This is a genomic window from Paenibacillus alba (genome assembly GCF_013204855.1).
GTDB classification, from domain to species: Bacteria; Bacillota; Bacilli; order Paenibacillales; family NBRC-103111; genus Paenibacillus_E; species Paenibacillus_E alba.
The window spans coordinates 29,660-47,252 of record NZ_JABMKZ010000017.1 but is presented as its reverse complement, the minus strand read 5'-3'; the positions used below and the strand labels follow the sequence as shown (position 1 = coordinate 47,252).

Here is a 17,593-nt window from a genome sequence, read left to right as displayed (position 1 = left end):
TGGGACAGCCCCTTGTTTGAATGTGGAGCTTAATGAACCTTAGGCAGCAGCAGTACTTTGCCTGAGGTCATGCTCGCGGCATAATGCTCGATGGCATAAACGGCTTGATGCAAGCCATAGGTTTGGCTGATTTCGGTCTGGATCGCAGAGCCGATGGATTTCTTCATCGCGCCCTGCAAAGCAAGAAGCTCAAAGATGGATTGGGTCTTCACCCAATCGGATGCCCAGAATCCGCTGATTCGTTTCCGGCGGAAAACCAGATCATCCGCGTTGATCGTTGTCGTGTGGCCGCCAAGGAGGCCATATTGGAAGAGCGAGGAGCCATCTGGGAGGGCTGACAGCACGGAGCCCGTCAATTCGCCGCCGACGGCATCGAAGCAGACCGCAGCGCCGAGCTCATGAGCCTTCCGTTTCAAGTCTTCTTGGAAGGAAGCCGCGCTGCTGTTCAGAATATGCTGTCCGCCGAGTTCTTGCAGGAGCTGCTCCTGCTCATCCTTGCGCACAACGCTGATCACTGGAATGCCCTGTTCGTTGCCGAGCTTGGTTAGAATTCGCCCAAGAGCACTGGCACCGGCGGTTTGAACAATCGCCTTGGATTTGAGCTGCTTGGTGATCTTCATCATCGCCATGGCACTCGCGGGATTCACGAAGAACACAGCGCCTTGTTCGTCGGACACCTGATCAGGCAGGACCATGCAGGTCATTGCGCTTGCTTTCGTATATTCCGACCAAGAACCGAAAACCTCGGAAACGAAGGCTACGCGTTTCCCTTTGAGCATGCGGGCTGCCAGACTGCTTCCTGTTGCGATGACAGTGCCGCAGCCTTCCATGCCGCCAACGGAGGGCAAGGCCCTTTGGATGCCGTAATTCCCATGAAGAAACAGCAAGTCGGCTGGGTTAATAGAGGCCGCATGTACTTGAATAAGCACTTCGTTACTTGTTATCTGAGGAACCATTGTTTCACCGAATTCAATTCCTGAAGCCCCGCTATAGCTTTGAATCAGCGCAGCTTTCATCGTTTTCCCCATTCTGATTGCCCCACCTATCTGATGTAAAATAACAAAGATTGTCCACACTGTATTATATAATACAAGATTGTGCAGCGGACGCTTTGCAAACATCAAATTTAGGTTAAGTCTTGGCTCAGGTACACATGAACCTGAGCTTGGGACCTATAATTGATTGATTAGACCATGAGCAATATTGAGATCGGACGGCAGGAATTTGGTGCTGCCTGATTTGATCAAGCCGGCAAGCACGATACAATTAGAGGCGACAGCCCCGCGCATCCACTTGGGATCGAAGGGAGAATTGGCTTCCAAATCGGAGAGATCCAGCGCAGCCAGTTGTCTTGCGAGTGAATTGAAATCGCTGCTTAGGCAGTAGAGATCTTGCTCCAGCTCAACTTCGAAATGCTTCAAATAAGCTCGTTCCCCGCCTGTAAAAGCAAACGTTTTCAACGTTGCTGGCAGCCTGCATGAAAGCCATTTGATGCAGGTGGCAATCTGCCTGTAAAGCGGAGGTTCTAGCAGCTGGAATTGGTGATTCAGATCAGAGATCCCGAATGGAATCAAGTAAGGCTCTTCGCTGTCTCGCGTCATAATCTGAATGCTGCCGCCTCCCACATTGATGACATCCAGATCACTTGGGATATCGGAAGCTGCCACAGCTCTCCTCAGCAATTCAGCCTCTTCCTTCTGGCTGATCGTGCGATACGCAATGTGCAGATTTTTGCATATTTGCTGCATATGCTCGGATAAATGCGGTGATCTTCGCATAGCTTCTGTACCAATGGCTTCCACCGTGCCCTCGTCAAGCCCTTCGACATAGGTATGATCTAATAACGATTTCAATTGGCCTTCAATGTCCGGCAGGTTTACGTCGCTTTCTAAGAGCTCCCATGTCAGTACATCAACTTGCTTGATGCCTTCCTGGGATTTTTTGAATATTTTTGCGCTATGACTTCCCAAATCCAAGATCAATTTATCACGTTGCATAAGATAAGACCTCACCCATTTATTCCGTCGTATGGTAATCATTATGTGGTTCCAGAAGTCCAATAATAAGGGATTATCGTTTTCGCTGTCAACCATATTTTACTAATAAATGTAATTTGTTTTCATCAATAACAGGTTTCGTCAAAATGCTAGGAGATCCGACATTTCTTTCGCAGTATAAACTACGACTAACCAATTAACGCACAAGCTCTCGATTCAATATCTTTGGGGTATTGGATAGGGTTTCTTCTAATGCGTGCCTCTGGGCACGCCATCTAAAAAAAGACTATCCTCACGTCTTCGACGTAGCAGGATAGCCCTAAATACAACCTTAATTATTAATCAAATTCGCTTGCTGAAGCAATCTTCTCATCATCGCTGCCGTCTGAGCACGGGTCACGTTTTCCTGCGGCATAAGACTTTGATGATCTCCTTGAAGAATACCGTTAGATACTGCACCCGCCATGGCTTGCTTAGCCCAGTCTGCTACAGCTTGATGATCATTGAAGTTTTGCAGCTGCTTGGCTGCCTCTTCCACGGTGGTTTGACGAAGCTTGGCAAGCTTGGAGGCCTGATTCAAGATTACGGCTGCTTCCGCTCGCGTTATGGTCTGATTAGGACGGAAAGAGCCATCCTCATAACCGCTTACTAACTGATAGGACAGCGCCGTTGCTACCGCGTCGGCATACCAATCTTCGCTCCGAACGTCAGCGGGCAGAGCCGCGCTAAGTCCCCGCTTTATGCCAAGCGATCGAACCATAATAGATATAAATTCCGCTCGTGTAATCGATTGATCCGGTGCGAACGATTGTTCATTTACACCTTGGACAATGAGTCGGGAGGCCATGTCATTGACATCCTTCTTGCTCCAATGAGTCTCTACATCGGCAAATTGTTTGGGACTATAAACGACGGCGTAGGTGCTGTTCGTCAAGCTGTTAATAACAGCGTAGTCATGACCGTCTTTTGTCATAATTTTCGTCGGTACATGAGAGAATGAACCATCTGGGTTCAATACAATCCCCGTCGAGATTTGTGAAGCTTGCACGCCTGCCGGAAGCATAATCATTCGCTCCACGTAGCTATTAAAACGCTGGACATCCACAGACTTGTCGCCCAACGAAGCCGTGACTTCAAAATTGACAGGCGGTGCCGCCATATGAACGCCGTTCTCTATTGCTGTCTTCTGCATGCTATCAAGCGTTTCTTTTGACGGCAAAGCGATTTTCACATTCACAATAATGTCTTGCAGCTTGATATTGCTTCCCAGTTTAGAGGAAATATCATCAATTTTCATTTGACTGGCCGGAAGCGTATATGAAGCGCGGTCGGTTTTGATTTCGAGCACGGCTTCCTTCGCTTCCATCAGCTTCACCATTTGACCTGTTAATTGACCGACTACCACTTCACTATTTCCAGATACCGGGATGGTAATAACTTTGATTCCTTCTTTTTCCAACTTGCCGATTAGCTTGTCTTGATCCAGCTTAACGGTAGTAATCGTACGATCTCCGACTTGTTCAGTAGAAGCATTAGCTAGTTTGTCCTGTTTCACGCCGTCTACGATAATGGTAACCCCGGGATCGCTGGATGTTGGTTCCGTACCTGTCGGAGCACTGTCATTCGAATGTGGCGAGTTGTCCGAAGATGAATCTCGGTCAGGGAGCGCACGGTACACATTCACCGTATAATCTTGCTTCGTTAAGTCGTCTTGCGCTGTCACCGTAACGATAATTACGTTATTGCCTGGTTTCAGCAGGATACTCTCCGAATCCGCACCGCTATTCAGCTTCACATCATTAACACTGAGCTTGGCTGAAGGCTCATAAACGGCAGCATTCACGGTAAGGGAAGTGACGTTTTGACCCACATGAACATTATAAGATGTCGTTATCGGTGAAAACACGGGTGACAACGTGCCTGCACTTGTGGTTAGGCTGCTTAATTGTGCGTTAGTTGAAGGCGCACGATTGACAACAACGGTGTACGTGTTCGTGTAAGAGCCGTTTGCCGCTGTGACCTCCACTGGAATTGTATTGTCGCCTGTTGAAAGTGCAATCGGTGCCGAAGGCACACCGCTAACTGCTGGCACTCCATTAATTCGAAGCGCTGCTTGAGGGTCATATACCATCGCCGTTACACTCGTCTGATATACGGCATAACTGACACTTTGACGATAGGCGTTGTTTCCAGCTGTAAAGGCAGGAGATAACTCGCCAGTAGTCATCGATAGTGCTCTAAGATCGGCCAGACCGGATTGGCCAATAGTTACAAGTGCTCTCATGTTGTTGCCTGAAGCGTCTGTTGCGTTAAGTTTTTCCTTGTTGGAAGCATCCACTGACAACAGCGTGCTGCCGGAGGGAATGCTGCTCTTAATCTTGAAATGAACAACAAATAGTTGTTTAGCTGCGACAATCGGGCGGTCGCCTCCAGAAATATCAAACCATCCCATTCGAATCCATCCTGAGGCCGAATTGATGGATGCTTGGAAGCAGCCCTCCTGATCCTCTAGGCATGCCGTCCCGGAAGCATTGCCATACGATGGCGTCACGCTCACCGCTTCCAGCACATTCTTATCGTAATCCAACTGTAAGCCGTAGGCTGCAATGCCCGGATACGCGGGAGTAACCGTTACAGGAATGTCGACCTGCTGACCGGCCGTTCCTTGAACCGATGGGATGGAGAACTGAACGTTTGCCGAGGCCGCCATCACTTGAATGGGGATGCTTTGGCTGAGACCGATCAAGAACAGCGTCGCACATATCCACATGATCACTTTGTGACAATTTTTAACTAAATCAGGCATGAATTGACCTCCGTATCCATTCTACAAATCTAATTACTACGGCGTGAAAGTATTAAATTTTTTGAAAATCGTTGGACCCATATTTGTTTTTGCCCAATGATTCAGCGCAAAAGTCGTCATCCCGCCTTTGGTCCCTGATTTACGAGTCAGGATTCCGCCTCCTGGCAATATCGACGTAGCGCTAGTTGCATTCGGTGTTCCCAGAACATCAATCACTTGACCGTTCTTTTTCAAAAGAAGAGCTGTCGTTACATACGTACTCGGGTCGTACATCCGTATATCGTCATTGAAGTACGTGATATTCAAAAGATCAAACGCATCATAAAAGATAGTGTCTATCATGATAAAAGGCATTGTAGGAGATATAGGGAAAAGAGATCTAGAATTCGAACGGATCGATTTGGCAGCTTTCATATATTGCTGCACTTCCACTTCATAACCAATCGCATTATCTGAAGGTTGTCCGTTACCTGGATAATAAATCGCTAAGGCTATTCGGCCGTCTCCTCCATCCAAATACTCCGAAAAGAAAGGATTCAACGTTTGGGGCACCGCTGTAATCGTCATACTGTTCGAAGTGGCGGCAACCCCTTTCGTCAGCGCACTTGCCTTGGCGGTGACACTAAAATTCGTAATATCGCCTGAGAAGACGTGCCAATCATGTTCCAGTAACAAGTAAGCTTTGCCGTTGTCAACGTAAGCTAAGGCAATGCTTAAACCAGGAGGCGCATTGTTCAACTGAAAATCCGCTTCATCTGCCGCAGCTTTAAACGTATCGCCAGTCACGCTGAGTGTGATCAGGGCCGCATCCAGATTGTTTTCTGTTAACGAAACGGGGTCCGTTTCAGCCGTTACCGTTGCTGCTACCGTGACTGCAGACGTTGTAAATGACCAGGCACTGCTGCTCGTGAGGCCTGCGAACGGATTGTTCGAAGCATCCGTGAAGGCTCCCGCTTCGATCTCTACATAATAGCCCGTGTTCTCGGCCAACGGAGGAAGGGAAACCGTGACCACTTTGCCGTTCACATTTATGGAATTCGTATCGCTCGCGGTATAGGTAGCAAGTGCAAGATGATCCGCAGATTGACGGATGATCACCTGTTTGCCGCTGATCGCAGAAACATTTTCATCAAAAGTCACGCTAATCGATGATAGTGCCGCATCGACGGACGCTGCATGATTGCTCGGCGTGAGCACTGCAATCTCCGGCGGTGTTTTGTCCCAAGTACTGAATTTCCAGGCACTGCTGCCATTCAGGCCAGCAAAAGGATGATTCCAGACGTCTTTGAACGCACCGGCTTCGATTTCCACATAATAATCCGCGCTTTCCTGTAGTCCTGTGACAAGAATGTCTATTTTATTGCCGTTGATCGTAATTTTAGTTGTATCGTTCGCTGCATAGTCTGCTAGGATTGTGTTATCAGACAGCTTGCGAATTTGGATATGTTTGTCCGTAGCGGTTATATTCTTACTCAAAGTGATGCTGAGTGCCGACAAACCTGGATCCACATTGACCTGCCCATTAACCGGAGCCATTAATGTTGCAACCGGAACCGAAGCATCCTCTACCTTGGCGCTTGCGGCACTAATGACTTGTTTCCCGGCTAGACCACCTAGTTCGACAGGGGTAACGCCAAAGAACAAATAATTGCCCACATCGGCTTCTCTGACCGTGTAAGTGGAAGTAACAGCCCCCGAAATCGGCACTTTATCACTACCGTCCGCCTTACTGCCGATGTACCATTGCAGGTTCTTCGGTCCTTCCGTTGTTTTCTCTACATCGAAATAAGTGTAGTTCCCCGTCAACGGTTGGCCAATTTCCGCTTGACCGTCAAGACTAACGCTGCGAGCAATAGGTACATCATTGATATCTCTAAAAATTGCTGTATAATTCAAGACTCCCGAACCGCTTCCCGATCCCCCGACATATAAACTAGTCAGTGCTACAGCGTCCGCATTCGTAATAACACCATCCCCATTGATATCCATCATCAATATCTCATCTTCGCTTACAAAAACTTTACCGCTAAGGTAACGAGAGATGAATAACGCGTCCGCAGTCGTCACAACGCCATCGCCAGTAAAGTCGCCAAGCTTATTGATCTCCACCTGAAACGTATCCGTAACCAGATTGCCCTGAGTATCGGTTCCGCTAAGCGTAAACACTGGCGTTCCCGGAGCGTTCACTTTAATCGTTGCCGCGAATCCGTTTAATGATCCGGTTGCCGAACCGGGGGCGCTGGATACAAGGCTTAGTCCCGTACATCCATTAAATCGATCGGATACGTTAAAGTTGAACGTCGATTCCGTATCCGCCGCAGCATCGCGCGGGGCCCAGCTCATGCTATTCGTAAAAATAGGTTTGACTTTCACTGTCTGCGCTTGAACCGGCAACGAAAGGGATGCAAACGGAATGGCCAACGCCAAGGCCCCGGTAAGCATACCTATTTGGGCGGCTAGTTTCCAAGTTTTATTTTTCTGGACAAGGTGCATGATCCGAATCTCCTTCATGACATGATATGGGCTTTCTAAAAAAACAGTCTATCAAACCGTTCTCACAAGCCTCTCATAAGCTGTAAATTGCTGTCGAAAAACAGAGAAAACGGAGTCCTGGGGATCTCCATTCGACAATAATCGAGTTCATTATACAAATACACAATAAACAAGGAATAAACAAAAAAGAGCCCCGGCATCAAAAATGATTCCCAGGGGCTCTTTCTATTCATTCATTTAACTTGTAATCAGGTCTATAATACTAGGATCAGGCTTCGTTCCGAGCTCATGCTGCAGCGTTGCTTCCAGTATACGATATTGTCGCAGCGCTTCATTTCTCCTCCCGAGACCGATATACAAACGGATCATTTCATGGCTGACGTCTTCCCGCAGAGCATCCAATTTAAGAATTTCGCCAAAGTAATGCAATGATTTTAACGGCTCGCTCCTCTGCAGATGGAGTCTGGCAGCTGCCTCCAGCAGTAAGATATAATTCTGTTCGAGCTGACGCATTGGAGCGCTCGCCCATTCATAAGCTTTTCCTTTCAAGAGCTGTCCCGTATATAGCGCTTCCGCTTGTTCGAACAGTTCGGCGTTGTTCGTTGGGGCTAGTCGAATCTTCTTTATTAACCGTTCCAATTCATACAAGTCGCAATAAACGCCGCTCTCATCAATCCGAATTTCGTTTCTGTCTGCAAGAATACAATGTACCGCCTTACTGTCGCTAATCGCTTTGCGAATATAGTACAAGGTCGAGTTCAGATTTTTCCACGCCTTCTCCGGTTCCAGGCCGCTCCATAAGGTATCAATGATTTCTTCCCGGCTGACGGTTCTCTTGCAAACAAGAAAGGCAAACAGCTCTTCGGTTTTCGGGCTTCTCAACTTAATCTGCTCGTTATTCTGATCTCTACGGTACAACTTCAGTCCATTGAACAGGTGAATCGCTATGGAAGGCTCAACAGCAGAGACCCGAAGTTTTTTTCTGATTTTGTCCAATGTTTTGGACATTCGCTGGGTAGTGACAGGCTTTAATAAATAATCTATGGCGCTCATATCGTAGGCTTGCACGGCATAATTGTCATACCCGGTAACAAAAACCACGTCTAGGGAAGTATCGAGTTCAAACAACAGGCCGGAAAGCTTCATTCCGTTAATTTCCGGCATAGAAATATCCAGGAAAGCAACATCGACCGGATTGGATTGCACAAACGCGTATGCTTCCACCGGGTTCAGAAACATACCGCAAATCTCGATCTCCCCGCTATTGATCAGGATATTTTTCAACCTTTTTATCGATAATTCCTCATCATCCACGATGATGGCACGAAGCATGCTTATAATCCAATCTGTCTGGGCGGGTGTGCAGGAATGGCAAAGAAAACCTTCGTCCCTACTCCTTCCTCGCTCTCAATACGAATGTCTTTTCCGTAAAGAAGCTTGATACGCCGGCTTATGTTCCACAGTCCAACGCCTTTCCTTTCCGTATCCGTTAACCGTATTTCCTCAAGCTTGCTCTCGCTCATACCGCATCCGTTGTCCACTACGACAAAGTTGACCATGCCTTCTGCGTTCTGCTTAACAGATATATGGACCGTACCTCCGCGGAAATTGGACATAAGGCCATGCCGTATGGCGTTTTCCACTAGCGGCTGCAAAATAAGCGGGGGAAGCCCGATTTCCAGATTGGCATCCACATCGTACTCCACTTGTAATCTGGAGCCAAAACGAGCCTTCTCGATATTGATATACGCTTGGACCAGCTCCAATTCGTTCTGGATAGTCGTTAGCGAATCCAATTGCTCGAAATCGAAGCTGCTTCTCAAATACTGCGAAAGCTGCAGGGTCAACTCCTCCGCCTGTTGAGGCTCATCCATGCAAAGTGCGGCGATGGAGTTAAGCGCGTTGTATAAGAAATGAGGCTTGATCTGGGAACGTAAAAAAGCAATTTCGGCTTCCTTCGAGCTTTTTACGGAAGCTTTCAGTCGGGTCAGGCTTCTTACTCGAGCCAAGAGCTCTTCGGCTTCAAAGGGCTTCCCGACAAAATCGTTCGCCCCGTTTTCCATCGATAAGATCATATCGGTAACTCGATTTTTGGCCGTCAGCATCAGCACCGGCAGTTCGAAGGGAGAGAACCTCTCCCGAATCGCTTGCAGCACCTCAAAGCCGGACATGCCCGGCATCATCATATCCAGCACAACCAGAAAGAAGTCCCTGTTCTTCGATAACTCATCCAGCGCCATCTGCCCGCGATTCACAACAACAAAGGAATATCCCTCCAGCTTGAGTAAATTAAACATGGATTGGAGGTTGGCGAAATCATCATCAACCACGAGAATAGGTTCGTCTTTCTCCCCCTGGACATAGATAGGATACTCGGGATAGGAGATGTTGACATCGATCGGCGAACGTTCTTTCTCCTCGGCGAATCTATTGCTTTTCCTCGAAGTCGTAACGGATAACGGAATGGTGAAACTAAATACCGATCCTTGTCCCTCAATAGAATCCACCCGAATTTGACCGCCGTGAAGCTCTACTAATTTTTTCGTTATGCTTAATCCGAGGCCCGTTCCCCCAACATTTTTGGTTTCGGAAGGATCAGCCTGTTCAAAGGCATTAAATATGCGAGCCTGTATATGCGGCGGGATCCCAAGACCCGTATCCCTCACACGAACCTCAACCATGTCACGGATCACCTCAGCACTGACTTCTATAACACCCCGATCTGTAAACTTGACGGCATTGCCAATCAAATTATGGAAAATCTGTATCAAACGGTTGCCATCCGCGTATACCACAGGACTATCTACGGAAACTCCGTTGACAAGCATGATCTGTTTCCCGCCAAGCAGAAACCCATGAATTTTGATTACGGAATCGACGACAGCCCTCAAATCCATACTGCTTTTAAACAGGGCAATATCTCCATGCTTCATTTTGGAATAATCGAGCAATTCGTTGACCAAATGAGTTAATCTTTTTCCGCTGTCCATGACCACAGCCAGATTCTGTGCTTGCCTATCGGGAATCGGCCCCTCTACTCCCTTGAGAAGGGAATCCGTTATGCTAACTATGGCATTTAAAGGCGTTTTCAGTTCATGCGATGTATTGGAAAGAAAATCATCTTTGATCTTGTCTAGTTGGAGCAGCTGATTTTTCATATCATCTATCGTATGATAAGCCTCAAAAAAACGAATCGCGATCAATACGATAAGCATGGCATTAAAAATAACAATATAGAATTGTCCCAGCCAGAGATTTTCTTTGAGCGAGAAGGCCAGCATGATGACATCCAGCGAATACAGATTAATACAGAGGATAGCCATGAATAATAGGAAAGACTTCAAGCGATCCTTTTCGGCACTTCGGATATAAAGCACGGCAATTCTCAATAGCAACCAAATAATCATTAGCTCATACACTAAAATAATATAAGGCTGAATCACCATATACACGCGAATCGGGAGAACAGCCACCAAAATGAGATAACCGCCCAGTACCATACTCACAACTTGAGTAAACTTTAATGAGACAATGCTTTTTTGCAATTGGTAAAAAAAGATGGTCAGGACGATGAAGCTCAAAAGTGAACAAATGTCTTTTACTTTAAAGATGAACTCGAATGATATTCCGTCTAAAAATAATAAGAGAGGCCGCTCCCCGATTAAGCCGTTAAAAATGGCATAAAGCGAGCAAATAATTGCGAATACCAACAAGGTATTATCTTTTTTTCCATATAATGCTGCCGTCACAAAGCAGATGATATAAATAAGAGCAAGGGTGCCGAGAATAGCAAACGTGCTGAATTCATGTGCGATGTTCCTCTGAAGGAGCTCTATCATGGCAGTTTGCTCGCCAAAATAAATCGACATCGGTATGCCTGCATTTAAATAATCATAGTTGGCAACCTGAATGACAATTTCGATATCGCCTTTTTCGGAAGCAAAGAAAACGGTTTGCGGAACATTCCCTGATCGATAATCCGCTGCCGATGCTGCCGGTTTTCCATCCTCGGCAAGCTTTTGTCCATTTACATACATCACGCTGGAAAAACGTATATTCGTTTTCTTTAAGGCAAAGCCTCCACTGAAAGGCACATGTTTCAGCATCATCCGGTAAGTAGCAACACCATAAGCAGGCAAAGGGTAACCGTCGATTCGTTTACCATTCCATGGAGAGGGTACTTTCATAAACGCGGAAGGCACAACCCTGTCTGCGCCGCCTTGCTTGAAATCATCGGGGGTTAATAATTGATTCCAATAAAATTCCCATGTTCCGTCCAGCTTGATGAGCTTATTCTGTTTATAATTCCACGCTGAGAGGTCCATGACGCCATCCCGGACTTGCAGCATATTCATTTGTTTATCATTATCCTTAAGGATAGAAAGCGGGATTAACAAAAAAGAAATCAAACCAATAAGGCAAACAACCAAAGTCCTTTTGAGCACAATTCCTCCCCTTTACCAAAAGATGAAATCCTTTGAAAGCCCTTATATTCGACAAAAACCTTCGATCCCCTCCAATAAACGACAAAGCGATGTGCCTTCTGGATTTTCTCTACTTCGTCAGCCGCAGCAAAAAAAAGAAGACCCCATCCTTAACGGATGAAGTCCCCAGTTTAGAGAACGAATTTATATCCAACACCCCACACTGTTTTGATGTATTTGGGCTCTTTGGGATTGATTTCAATCTTTCTTCGTAAATTTGTAATATGTACATCGATAGCTCGATCATTAATGTAGGAATCGAAACCGCGCAGCGCATTGATGAGATCTTCTCGGCGGTACACGCGCTCCGGATGTTCAAACAGCAAGCGAATCAATTCGAATTCGGAAAAGGTCATTTCTACGGATTCTCCGCGAACATAAAGTGTTCTTTTTTCCAAGTTGATGTTCAGATCCATTGGCGGTACGGTGACCGCTTGTTGAACGGGGAGCTGCTGGACTTCTGGGGGATGTGATTGCTTAAAACGACGTAATAGAGCTTGAATTCTTGCTTTCATCTCATGCATGCTGAATGGCTTGCATAAATAGTCATCCGCGCCTACGGTGAAGGCTTCAATCTTCTCGCTTACACGGGCATTGGAAGAAATAATAATAATGGGAACAGGTGTAATGTTGCGCAATGAGTTGCATAAATCGGTGCCTTCAAAGTCAGGAAGAATAAGGTCTAGAAGAATGAGATCGGGTTTGAAGTCATGCAAGGCTGCGAGACCTTCCTGACCATTGTGTGATCTTAGGACTAAGAATTCTTCCTCTTTCAGATACATACAGATCATCTCACCGATAATATCGTCGTCCTCTATTAATAATATTCTGTCCACTCGTAAACTCCCCCCAAACTAACTGTAGTTTCCAAATACAAATGAAATATGAAATGAACAGAGGGAATAATGATTGCTAACACTTTACTCATTATTTCTATTATACGGTGTCGAAATTTAAGAGTAAACCGCTTTATTTATTATTTAATGCGAAAATGTTAGTAAAATATTAGCGAAAAAAAGTTGAATGATTCATACCTTTTAGGTAAGTGCCCTAATATGTGGAAGGTAAAATGGAATTAACAGTAATTGGGGACATTTGTTTTTAGGGGGTGTTAATAGAATGGATCTTTGGAACAGGTATGGGGTCATTATCGTTAGTCAGTCGAATGAGTTCCGTGCAGCGGTGACACCTGTTTTCGAGAAAGGGACGCGATTTGTGGTTATAGGTGCAGCTCATCACGGCAATGAGGCCTTGTCTTGCATTCTGACAGGCAAACCGGACTTGGTTATCATTGACTTGGATATGCCTGACTCGGAGGGACTTATTGCCCTTCAACTGATTATGAGCCATTATCCGATCCCAGTCATGATGCTCAGCTCGCATACGCCGGAAGGTGCGGTGCAAACGATTCAAGCCATGCGGATCGGAGCGACGGATTATTTCCATACACAATTGTTGGCTCAAGAATCGTATGCAGGCGTGATGACTGATTATTTCCTGGAACGCTGCAAGATGGCTGTCCACAATGGCATTCAGCGTGTCTATGAATCCGCGATCCCTGTCGATGGAAATAAGGAAGCCGCGATCTCTGAGGCGCTGCTGGACAAGCAGGATACATTTCAAAGACGGATGGATATCGAGTTCAACTTGCGCAAAGCGATTGACCAACAGGAGTTCCACCTTGTTTATCAACCGGTGGTTGATATCGTGACGAAACGTATCGTTGGACTAGAAAGTTTAATTCGCTGGCATAGCGCGGTTCTTGGTCATGTATCGCCTAGCGATTTTATTCCTATTGCAGAGGAAAGCGGTCTGATTCACCAGATTGGTGAATGGGTGCTGAGGGAAGCTTGCAGGCAGAACAGGGTCTGGCAGGAAGCGGGACTACCCAAGATGTTCGTGGCCGTTAATTTATCTCGCAGACAGTTTATGGATCGAGGGCTCTATGCCATGATTAAGACAATCTTAGCAGAGACGGGGCTACAGCCTCAGTACTTGGAGCTTGAAATTACAGAAAGTTTGAGTATGGGGGTCAAGCTGGTTGCAGACACGCTTAATCAATTGAAGATGCTGGGCATTCGCGTAGCCATGGACGATTTCGGGACAGGGTACAGCTCACTGAGCTATCTCAAGGATTTCCCCATTGATAAATTGAAGATTGATCAATCGTTTATCAAGGGCTTGAAGATCAAACAAGTGAATGCGGCTATCGTGAATACGGTCATTACAATGGCCAGAAACTTGAATCTGCTCGTAGTAGCAGAAGGCGTTGAAACGGAGGAAGAGCTTCAGGTGCTTCAGGAATGCGGCTGCCGGTTCGTGCAAGGCTACTATTTCAGCCCTCCAGTCCAAGCGAAGCAGATTGAGGACATCTTGCATCAAGAGATATGCGTAATATAAAGATAGGGACTGCGCCTTATGAGATTGCCCTCACGGAAATGACGGTCAGGTCGTACTAACGGATCAGGTTAAGTTGAAAATAGGTTGGTGATTGCTAATGTTGCGTGATTTGATTACTAATTTTGCTATTATTACCGTATTCGTTATCTTCGTTGAACAATTTTTTATAATTACGAAGCTCGATCAGAAGCCATCTTGGTTGTATAAAATTTTTGTAGGGATTTCCCATGGTATCCTTATCGTTATTCTGCTTAACTTCGGTGTCAATATTAGTGATCACATTAGTCTTAATTTCCGCGGGGTAGGCTTGTTGCTCTCGGCCTATTTGGGCGGATTTGTCTCCTTATCCATTACATTTATTTTCTTATGGACAGGGCGCTTCCTGATGGAGGGCTCTGTCCAGATCCCGCAGCTGCTGATCGGCATTGTTGCTATTGTTGGAACCGGATTCATTTTCCGGCGAACACGCTCTTACTGGCTGAAATGGCTGTATGGGGAAGCTTTCTTCTTTTTCTTTTATTATGCGATGATTGGGCTTATTTATCGAATGCCGCTTGGTGTGGTTATGACTTATATTACGTATCAAATGATATGTGTATTTATTGTGGCTTGTTTTCTTCGGTATCTGGTACGAGCCAGGGAATATAAGCAAAAGATTCGTCAAGTGGAACAAGAGCTTATCGACATGCTGAGATTTCAACCAGGCTTTACGTTTAAATTCCATAAGCATCGGGATCATTTCGTGTACATCCTTATCGAAGGACAACTGTTGTATCAGATTGGCATGAGACCAAGTCAATTCATTGGCAAAAGAGTGAACGAAGTCATTGTCCTCAAGAAGGAATTTACCGAATACCTCATGCAGCAATATGAGATTGCGTGGCAAGGCGAGCGCATCACATACGAATATGACCTCGAAGGGTATATCATTTTGGTTACCTTGCAGCCGATTTACAAATATGGCTCTGTTCATGAAGTCATTGGCTCAGCGGTAGACGTAACCGAGCATCGTACCGCGCAGATGAGAGCGCAGGTTCGCGATGAGCAGTACCGGACGCTTGTAGAGAATTCGGAAGATTTCATTTTTCGATTTCGTTTGGACGGAAAGATATCCTCTGCGAATTTTAAAATGTATCAGACCTATCAGCTCACCCCTGCGCAGGTCAAAGGAAAGCCATTACCCGATGTGGTTCAGATGGATGATCCGCAGAAATGGGATAAAGCCTTTGTGCAAACGATTATGGGAGGGAAAACACAGCAATTCGCCATCAATCTTCTGCAGCCTGATAACACCGAGCACATGTATAACGTTACCTTGTCGCCTCTTTTTAACAATGATCGAACGGACATTACAGGTGTTACCGGGACTGTCCATGACATCACGGATTTGAAGAAGCGGGAAGAAGCAGATGAATCCAATCGGGCGAAGAGTCAATTCCTGGCCAGAATGAGCCATGAGATTCGTACGCCGCTCAATGGAATTATGGGGTTATCTTTGCTTTTGCAGCGGACCGATTTAAACGAGATTCAGAAGGATTATTTGAGCAAAATGGATGCATCATCACGTGTGCTGCTGGCAACCATCAATGACATCCTGGATTTCTCCAAAATCGAAGCGGGCAAAATGACGTTAGAGAAGGTCGACTTCTCGCTGGAAACATCGCTCCAGAAGGTCGCAGATCTGGTGGGTGTTACGGCAGGTAGCAAGCGTATTGAGCTGATGCTGGATACGTCGATGGATTTACCGGACATTGTCAGCGGAGATCCGTTTCGGTTAGAACAAGTGCTTATTAATTTGTCGAATAACGCGATTAAGTTCACACAAGATGGTTATATTCGATTGAAGGTGCAGTTGGAGGAATATGTCGAAGAAGGCGTTATTATCTCCTTTGCCGTAGAAGATTCGGGCATTGGCATTTCCAAGGAACAGTTGTCCCAGTTATTTCTACCTTTTTCGCAAGCGGATACATCCACTAGTCGAAGATACGGCGGCACTGGTCTGGGGCTTGTCATCAGCCAGCATTTGGTCCAGTCTATGGGGGGCGTTCTGCAGGTAGATACGAAGCTTGGAACTGGAAGTCGGTTTTATTTCAGTCTTCTATTTGGACATTGCGAGCAAGTGGAGGAAAGGGACAATCCCGAGCAAGAGCTTGGATATCTGCCAGGATGGAATACCCGCGTCCTTATGGCGGAAGATCACCCAGTCGTGGTTGAACATATTACCGAGCTTCTGAGTTCCTTTCAGCTTCATGTGGAGGCTGTTGCATCCATGCCTGACCTACTTGCCATATTGGAAAAAGAACAACGCGAGCAAGGTACAGCACCCGATTACCTCTTCGTCGATATGCAAATGGCGCAGCTGCAGCAGCGTTCTTCCTGGCAGCGTGTATTGAATGCGATTGATCGTTCGCAGACCAAAGTGATTGCGTTTACAACCTTGGAAGGCAGGGAAGAAATGTCTGCGCTTCCGAAAGACATTCAAGCGGATGCGATTATCGTAAAGCCGGTTAGCCGACTTACATTACGGAAGAGCTTAGAGGCGCTGAATCAACAAATACGCAGAATGGAGACTTCTTCCACGGCAAAGATGGATGATGCTGGATGGAAGAATGGCAGCTTCGTTTCGAAGGGCTCCATCCTAGTAGCTGAGGATAATGAGATCAACCAGCTGGTAATCTCTCATCTTCTGGAGAAGCTCGGATATCAAGCTGTGATCGCACGAAATGGCAAAGAAGCGCTGGCTATGATCGAACAGCAGGCATGGAAGCTTATTCTCATGGATATTCATATGCCCGAGATGGATGGTTACGAAGCTACAATGAAGCTTAGGCAGCATAAGTCGATGAAAGAGATCCCGATTATTGCGCTTACAGCAAACGTATTCATGCAGGATCACACTCAACTTCTGAAGCTTGGCCTGAATGATACCTTAATTAAGCCGGTAGATGAAAAACAGCTATCCGATATGATAGAGAAGTGGCTGGATTTAAAATGGTTATTCGACATCCCAGGTGTAGATACCGAACGCGTCATGAGAAATATTGATCAGAGAACCCACATCTTCCAGTACATGCTGGAGAAATTCAGGCAGGATTACACGCAATTCGCGGAACAGCTACTTCCCCTGGTTATCAATCAGGAAAACAAGGTTGCCCGCAGAATGGTTCACACCCTCAAAGGAATCGCTGCCAATTTCTACGCAGATTCGTTGTTAGCAGCTGTTTGTGCGTTGGAGAAGCATCTTTTCGAGGAAAGTCCCACAGAAGCCTGCAAAGAGGGCATTGCCGCCGTACAATATGAAATAGATCGGATCATTGGGGCAAGCGATGACTGGGAGCGAATCTGCGGCTAATGCGAAGATCGCGGCAGGATAACAAGAGCAGTCAGTGGAATACTTGGAGGTATCCTCTTAA

Annotated in this window: 9 protein-coding genes; 2 read left to right on the top strand and 7 right to left on the bottom strand. The window is 46.2% G+C overall.

The genetic code is table 11. From position 1 onward, the window contains the following. Positions 1-29: 29 nt before the first annotated feature. The 7 genes from HQN90_RS20690 to HQN90_RS20660 form a co-directional block, all read right to left on the bottom strand. Positions 30-1,028: a zinc-binding dehydrogenase gene (locus HQN90_RS20690; protein ID WP_173222175.1), complete on the bottom strand. Its 999-nt coding sequence runs from the start codon at positions 1,026-1,028 to the stop codon at positions 30-32. 144 nt (positions 1,029-1,172) lie between these two features. Then, on the bottom strand, positions 1,173-1,997 hold the full coding sequence (locus tag HQN90_RS20685) for a Ppx/GppA phosphatase family protein (protein ID WP_173222173.1): 825 nt from the start codon (positions 1,995-1,997) through the stop codon (positions 1,173-1,175). Positions 1,998-2,328: 331 nt separating this feature from the next. Further along, positions 2,329-4,803 (bottom strand): S-layer homology domain-containing protein, encoded by a 2,475-nt coding sequence (locus HQN90_RS20680; RefSeq protein WP_173222171.1) that lies wholly within the window; start codon positions 4,801-4,803, stop codon positions 2,329-2,331. A 36-nt stretch (positions 4,804-4,839) separates the two neighbouring features. Continuing rightward, on the bottom strand, positions 4,840-7,296 hold the full coding sequence (locus HQN90_RS20675) for a dockerin type I domain-containing protein (RefSeq protein WP_173222169.1): 2,457 nt from the start codon (positions 7,294-7,296) through the stop codon (positions 4,840-4,842). 237 nt (positions 7,297-7,533) lie between these two features. Further along, complete coding sequence (locus HQN90_RS20670; RefSeq protein WP_173222167.1) at positions 7,534-8,628, bottom strand: response regulator; 1,095 nt, start codon at positions 8,626-8,628, stop codon at positions 7,534-7,536. 2 nt (positions 8,629-8,630) lie between these two features. After that, complete coding sequence (locus HQN90_RS39670) at positions 8,631-11,741, bottom strand: ATP-binding protein (protein WP_173222165.1); 3,111 nt, start codon at positions 11,739-11,741, stop codon at positions 8,631-8,633. Positions 11,742-11,911: 170 nt separating this feature from the next. Next, complete coding sequence (locus HQN90_RS20660; protein ID WP_173222163.1) at positions 11,912-12,616, bottom strand: response regulator transcription factor; 705 nt, start codon at positions 12,614-12,616, stop codon at positions 11,912-11,914. 283 nt (positions 12,617-12,899) lie between these two features. On the opposite strand from HQN90_RS20660, the gene HQN90_RS20655 reads away from it, so the two are divergent. Continuing rightward, positions 12,900-14,180, top strand: coding sequence for an EAL domain-containing protein (locus HQN90_RS20655; protein WP_173222161.1), 1,281 nt, complete (start codon positions 12,900-12,902; stop codon positions 14,178-14,180). A gap of 97 nt (positions 14,181-14,277) precedes the next feature. After that, a complete protein-coding gene (locus tag HQN90_RS20650; RefSeq protein ID WP_173222158.1) occupies positions 14,278-17,532 on the top strand; it encodes a response regulator in 3,255 nt (1,084 codons plus the stop codon). The last annotated feature ends 61 nt before the right edge of the window (positions 17,533-17,593 follow it).